At 55.9% G+C, this 4,949-nt stretch carries 5 protein-coding genes and 1 pseudogene; all 6 read left to right on the top strand.

The window, feature by feature from the left end:
- Positions 1-56 precede the first annotated feature (56 nt).
- Positions 57-347: pseudogene (locus Q0239_RS07960) on the top strand (thymidine kinase); the annotation flags it as partial.
- 8 nt (positions 348-355) lie between these two features.
- On the top strand, positions 356-784 hold the full coding sequence (locus Q0239_RS07955; RefSeq protein ID WP_298600877.1) for a DUF6491 family protein: 429 nt from the start codon (positions 356-358) through the stop codon (positions 782-784).
- Positions 785-816: 32 nt separating this feature from the next.
- On the top strand, positions 817-1,713 hold the full coding sequence (gene truB, locus Q0239_RS07950) for a tRNA pseudouridine(55) synthase TruB (RefSeq protein WP_298600875.1): 897 nt from the start codon (positions 817-819) through the stop codon (positions 1,711-1,713).
- 23 nt (positions 1,714-1,736) lie between these two features.
- A complete protein-coding gene (rpsO, locus tag Q0239_RS07945) occupies positions 1,737-2,006 on the top strand; it encodes a 30S ribosomal protein S15 (RefSeq protein WP_298600873.1) in 270 nt (89 codons plus the stop codon).
- A gap of 173 nt (positions 2,007-2,179) precedes the next feature.
- Positions 2,180-4,483, top strand: coding sequence for a polyribonucleotide nucleotidyltransferase (pnp, locus tag Q0239_RS07940; RefSeq protein ID WP_298600870.1), 2,304 nt, complete (start codon positions 2,180-2,182; stop codon positions 4,481-4,483).
- A 157-nt stretch (positions 4,484-4,640) separates the two neighbouring features.
- A partial coding sequence (gene bamD, locus Q0239_RS07935) for an outer membrane protein assembly factor BamD (protein WP_298600867.1) occupies positions 4,641-4,949 on the top strand: 309 nt, incomplete at its 3' end.

Raw genomic sequence — 4,949 nt, 5'->3', positions numbered from 1 at the left:
CCTGACGATGGCCCACGGCCACAGCCGAAATTACACCACCTTGACGGACGCGACCCATTCCAGTCTTGTGCTACGGCCTGAGGACAGATTTTGCCGCAGAACTTTTCCCTGGATCTGCCGCACTTTTGGGACTTGCCGATGCGTTGGTCGAACTAAAAGCAGTCTGCCACTGCGGCCGAAAATCGACGATGAACCTGCGCGTGGATGCCGAAGGCCATGCCGTGATTGACGGCAAACAAACCGAAATTGGCGGGAATGACCGCTATGTCGCGATGTGCCGCCGCCATTTCATGGAAGCGCGGAATGAATCAGCCGCTCATTCAGCGTTAAGCTTGGAGACTACATAAGAAGCGCCATGAAAACAGGCATTTCCATCTTTGGTGCTGCTTTGACAGCTTTTGTTGCCACAGCTTCGCAAGCCGCAAAGCCAAAAGAGTGGGCCGAATATGGTGTTGAGGCAAAAATTCCTTTCGCCAACAATGGCGGCATTCGAAACTTCGAGGCCAATGGCGATCGTGGCATATGGATCGAAGACCGCCAGCGGCGCTGGTACTATGCCCGGATAATCGGGCCATGCCACAATTTGAGTCATGCCAACGGTTTGGCTTTCGATACGCGCGGGGCGGCATCGCTCGACAAATTTGGCGGTGTTATTGCTGGCCGGGAATATTGCCAGTTTGATAGTCTTGTGACAGCGGAGAAACCCTTACCCCGCAAAGAGCGAATACAAATACGCAAAGAGGTTCGCGCGGAAGCAAAGAAGGCCGTAGCTCCAGACGATTGACGCCGTGGTGTCGCTCCGCCAAATGCGGCGCAATGAACGGCTGGATCATCTTGGACAAACCGATAGGTTTAGGTTCGACGCAAGCCGTCGCGGCGGTAAAGCGTAATCTGCGCGAAGCTGGATTTGGCAAAGTTAAGGTCGGCCATGGCGGCACACTCGATCCGCTGGCGACCGGTGTGCTCCCAATCGCAATCGGGGAGGCAACCAAATTATGCGGTCGGATGCTCGACGCGTCCAAAGTCTATGACTTTACAATCAAATTCGGTGAAGAGACGGCGGGACTGGATGCTGAGGGGGAGGTTGTAGCGACTTCGGATATCCGGCCTACAATGGCGCAGATCGAAGCTGTGCTGCCGAATTTCACCGGAGCAATTGAGCAAATACCACCTGCTTACTCGGCGATAAAGGTAGATGGCAAACGCGCTTATGATCGGGCAAGGGCTGGGGAGGTGGTTGAGATCGCGGCCCGGCAAGTGACCATATACGCGCTTTCCGTTTTTGAGCAGGAGAGCAAAGCTGCAATAGAAGAGGTTACCCTTTCTGTGCATGTTTCCAAAGGCACTTATATCCGGTCGCTGGCGCGTGACATTTCGCATGCCCTTGGTACCTTAGGGCATGTTACTATGCTCCGGCGCACAAAGGCGGGGCCGTTCACGCTGGATCATGCGATTTCGCTGGACAAACTCAACGAAATTGGTAAGGGCGCGCCTGCAAAAGACATTATCTTGCCGTTGGAGGCAGGGCTGGTCGACATCCCGGCTCTTGATCTCTCCCCGGATGCGGCAAAGGCGATCCAACAGGGTCGCGTCTTGACCGGGATTGCCACGAAAGATGGGCTGTATTGGGCGCGAGACGCAGAAATGCGTGCCTTGGCGTTGGTAGAGCACATCGACGGTGAGTTAAGAACCGTTCGTGGCTTCAACCTTTAAAATACGATGTTCGAAGGAAAAACATGTCTATTACTGCTGAACGCAAAGCTGAAGTTATCAAGGACAACGCCCAGGGCAAAGGCGACACCGGTTCACCGGAAGTCCAGGTTGCAATCCTCACCGATCGCATCAACACCCTGACCGCGCACTTCAAAAGCCACGCCAAGGATAACCACTCGCGTCGCGGACTTCTCCAGATGGTCAATCGGCGCCGTTCGCTTCTTGACTACCTCAAGAAAAAGGATGTCGCGCGTTACAATGCGCTGATTTCCAAGCTCGGTCTGCGTAAATAAGAAATTGCGAAGCGGCCCCCTCTGCGGGCCGCTTTTGCTATATGGGGTGGGTTCGCATTTCGGCGAACCCGGCCATGGGGGCGCAAAATGCTCCAACCGGCCCGGGCCGGAGATCCCGGAAAACAGGAGGCCCCTTTGCGCAATAGGGCGCGAAGGCATCTCAAGGAAAATCTATGTTTGATGTAAAGAATGTATCAATCGAGTGGGGCGGACAAACCCTGACACTCGAAACGGGCAAGGTTGCCCGTCAAGCCGACGGCGCTGTTATCGCGACCCTTGGCGAAACTGTTGTGCTTTGCGCGGTCACCGCGGCAAAGTCGGTGAAAGAGGGCCAGGATTTCTTCCCGCTCACTGTTCACTATCAGGAAAAATATTCGGCTGCAGGCCGCATTCCCGGTGGCTTCTTCAAGCGTGAACGCGGTGCCACCGAAAAGGAAACGCTGGTTTCGCGCCTGATCGACCGGCCGGTCCGTCCTCTGTTTCCGGAAGGTTTCTACAACGAAATCAACGCTATTGCGCAGGTTTTGAGCTATGACGGCCAGAACGAGCCCGATATCCTCGCAATGGTTGCAGCATCTGCTGCGCTCACCATTTCGGGCGTGCCTTTCATGGGCCCCATCGGCGCAGCGCGCGTTGGTTACCTGAATGGCGAATATATCCTCAACCCGACCGATGAACAGGTTGCTGAAGGCGATCTCGATCTGGTTGTTGCTGCAACTTATGACGCGGTGATGATGGTTGAATCCGAAGCCAATGAGCTTTCGGAAGAAATCATGCTCGGTGCTGTCATGTTTGCACATGACGCCTGTAAGGAAGTCGTGAAAGCGATCGTCAAGCTGGCCGAGAAGGCTGCCAAGGATCCTTGGGAAATGGCTGAGCAGGCCGATCTCTCGGCTGCCAAGGACAAGCTGAAGAAGCTGATCGGCAAAGATATCGCCGCTGCTTACAAGCTGACTGACAAATCGGCCCGTTCGAACGCGTTGAACGAAGCCCGCGCCAAGGCGAAGGAAGCGTTTAGCGACGCAACCCCTCAGGACCAGATGGCCGCGCAAAAGCTGATGAAGAAGCTGGAAGCGGAAATCGTTCGCGGCGCGATCCTGAAGGATGGCACTCGCATCGATGGTCGTTCGACCACGCAGATCCGTCCGATCCTCGCCGAAACGCATTTCCTTCCCCGTGCGCATGGTTCGTGCCTGTTCACGCGCGGTGAAACACAGACGATCGCAACCTGCACCTTGGGCACCAAGGACGCGGAGCAGATGATCGACGGTCTCAATGGCCTGTCATATCAGAACTTCATGCTGCACTATAACTTCCCCCCCTATTCGGTGGGTGAAGTCGGCCGCTTTGGCGCGCCGGGTCGTCGTGAAGTTGGCCATGGCAAGCTGGCATGGCGTGCACTGCACCCCGTGCTGCCGAGCAAGGATGAATTCCCTTACACTATCCGCCTGACCAGCGACATCACCGAGTCGAACGGCTCGTCGTCAATGGCATCCGTTTGTGGCGGTTCGCTTTCGATGATGGACGCAGGCGTCCCCATCAAGCGTCCGGTTTCGGGTATCGCCATGGGCTTGATCCTGGAAGGCAAGGATTTCGCGATCCTTTCCGATATTTTGGGTGACGAAGATCATCTCGGCGACATGGATTTCAAGGTCGCTGGCACGTCCGAAGGCATCACCACGATGCAGATGGACATCAAGATTGCCGGTATCACCCGCGAAATCTTTGAAGCTGCCCTGAACCAGGCGAAGGAAGGCCGTGCGCACATCCTTGGCGAAATGGCGAAGGCGCTGGGTTCGGCTCGTGCCGAACTGTCTGATTACGCTCCGCGTATCGAAACGATGCAGATCGACAAATCGAAGATCCGCGACATTATCGGTACCGGCGGTAAGGTGATCCGCGAGATCGTTGCCACCACTGGTGCGAAGGTTGACATCGACGATGAAGGCCTGATCAAGATTTCGTCGAGCGACCTTTCGCAGATCGAAGCTGCCCGCAAATGGATTTCGGGCATCGTCGAAGAAGCTGAAGTCGGCAAAATCTATGACGGCAAGGTCGTCAACATCGTCGATTTCGGTGCGTTTGTGAACTTCATGGGTGGCAAGGACGGTCTGGTCCATGTGAGCGAAATGAAGAATGAGCGCGTTGAAAAGCCGACCGACGTTGTCAGCGAAGGCATGGACGTCAAGGTCAAGGTTCTTGAAATCGATCCGCGCGGCAAGGTTCGCCTTTCGATGCGTCTGGTCGATCAGGAAACCGGTGAAGAACTGGAAGACACCCGCCCGCCGCGCGAACCGCGTGAGCGTTCGGATCGCGGCGATCGCGGTCCCCGTCGTGACGGCGGTGATCGTGGGCGTGGCCCGCGTCGTGACGGCGGTCGTGACCGCGACCGCGGCGATCGTGGCCCACGCCGCGAGCGTTCGGAAGGTGGAGAAGGCGGTGACCCGAACCATGTTCCGGATTTCTTGAAAGACTGATCTTTCAGCTAGAGACTAAGGGAAAGGGCTGCTTCGGCGGCCCTTTTTCGTTGTATTGGCTGTCTTCTTGCGAACTGGTTCATCGCGGATACAGACCTGCGAATAAAGAACACGCAAAAGCCTTGGCGATGACGCCAAGTGCCATTAAGGGATGCCCATGCAGAAAAAGCTTATCGCACCACTCGCGCTCGGTATGTCCGCCTTATTACTTTCAGGATGCTCTTCGCTAGGGCTGGGTGGAAGCGGAGGCGGTTCGGATACCCGATACGTCGCACGTGACGTCAACACACTTTATATGGCGGCGAAGGAAAAGCTGGATAAAGGCCAGTACCAGATTGCGGCTGCCCTTTTCGACGAGGTGGAGCGCCAGCACCCTTATTCGCCTTGGGCCCGCCGCGCGCAGTTGATGAGTGCGTTCAGCTATTACATGGCGCAGAAATATAATGATTCGATTTCTTCGGCGCGC

The sequence above is a fragment of the uncultured Sphingorhabdus sp. genome (genome assembly GCF_937872355.1).
GTDB lineage: Bacteria > Pseudomonadota > Alphaproteobacteria > Sphingomonadales > Sphingomonadaceae > Sphingorhabdus_B.
This window is presented reverse-complemented; position numbering and strand designations above follow the sequence as displayed.